The organism is Paramaledivibacter caminithermalis DSM 15212, assembly GCF_900142245.1.
Lineage (GTDB): Bacteria > Bacillota > Clostridia > Peptostreptococcales > Caminicellaceae > Paramaledivibacter > Paramaledivibacter caminithermalis.
Genome location: NZ_FRAG01000143.1, coordinates 1 through 1644 on the forward strand (window position 1 = coordinate 1; position 1644 = coordinate 1644).

The window sequence follows — 1644 nt, forward strand, 5'->3', positions numbered from 1 at the left end:
TGGATTTTTAACTATCTGCTTCAATATGTTAATATAGTTTTCTGCCATTCTCATAATGCTGCTTCTTTTATATAAACTAGTACTATATTCTAGTTCAAAACTTATCCTTTTTTCTTGTTCAATAGCACTTAGAGTTAAGTCAAATTTTGCAATATTATATTCAAGTTCATGCTCTTTAAATCTTAATCCCTCTATATCTATTTCTGTAATGTCTACATTTGGAACAGAGAACATTACATCAAATACTGGATTTCTGCTTAAATCTCTCTTGGTATTTACCTTTTCAACTAGCTCTTCAAATTGATATTCTTGGTTTTCATATGCCTTTAATGCATTTATTCTTACTTCTTTTAAAAATTCACTAAATTTTAAATCCTCTTTTGGTTTATTTCTCATAGCAATTGTATTTACAAACATTCCTACTACATTTTGAATATCTGCATGGTATCTTCCTGCAACTGGAGTCCCTACTATTATATCCTCCTGACGGCTGTACTTTGATAGTAATATATTGTAGGCTGATAGCAGCACCATATACATAGTCGAATTGTTTTGTATACATATTTCTTTTAAGCCATATACTATTTCTTTGTCAGCACTAAATCTTATTCTATCTCCTTGATATGTTTGGTGCATTGGTCTTGGATAATCTGTAATAATATCTAATATAGGAAGTTCTCCTTTTAGTACATCTAGCCAATATTCCTCCTGCCTTCTTATTTCTTCTGTTTTTAGATAATCATTATGCCACGCTGCAAATTCCTTATACTGTATTTGAGACCTTTTAAGTTCTACTCCCTTATACAGTTCTTCTATTTCTTTATATAATATACCTATAGATACTCCATCTGATATTATGTGATGCATATCCATAAGCAAAATATGTTTTTCTTCCTCGATTTTTATAAGAACCACTCGTAAAAGTGGTGCTTTGCTTAAATCAAAGGGTCTTATAAAATCTTTAATTATTTTATCTCCTTCTTCTTTTGTAGCTATCTTATATTCCATTTCAAAATCTACTTCTTCATGTATCTTCTGTACAAGTTTTCCATCTATCATATCAAAGGAGGTTCTAAAGGACTCATGTCTTCTAACAATTTCATTAAAGACATTTTTCATTTTCTCTTTGTCAAGCTTCCCTTCTATATCCATTGCTACTGCTACGTTATACTCTATGCCTCCATCACTCATCTTATTTATCAAATACATTCTTTTCTGACTTGAAGATACATCATAATATTCCTGATTTTTAATAGGTTCTATCCTTGACCATGTCCTTTTGGCTGAGTTCTTGATACATTCTGCTAAATCCTTTATAACAGGATAGCTAAATATTTCTCTTAATGGTATGTCTATATTAAATTCCTTATTTATCCTTGACATAAGAAAAGTTGCTTTTAATGAATGTCCTCCTATCTCAAAAAAGTTATCTGTTATTCCTACCCTATCTACTCCTAACATTTCTTTCCATATTTCTACAAGTTTTACTTCTATCTCATTTTCAGGAGCAATATATTCCTTTTCTAAGTCTAAATTTTTCTTAGGTTCTGGCAATAATTTCCTATTTATCTTGCCACTCTGATTAAGAGGAAACTTATCCATCTTCACAAAATATGTAGGTATCATATATTCTGGTAGCTCTTG

At 30.3% G+C, this 1644-nt stretch carries 1 protein-coding gene; it reads right to left on the reverse strand.

What is annotated here, in order from left to right; translation table 11 throughout:
- A partial coding sequence (locus tag BUB36_RS18920; RefSeq protein ID WP_242655935.1) for a condensation domain-containing protein occupies positions 1 to 1602 on the reverse strand: 1602 nt, incomplete at its 3' end.
- Positions 1603 to 1644 lie beyond the last annotated feature (42 nt).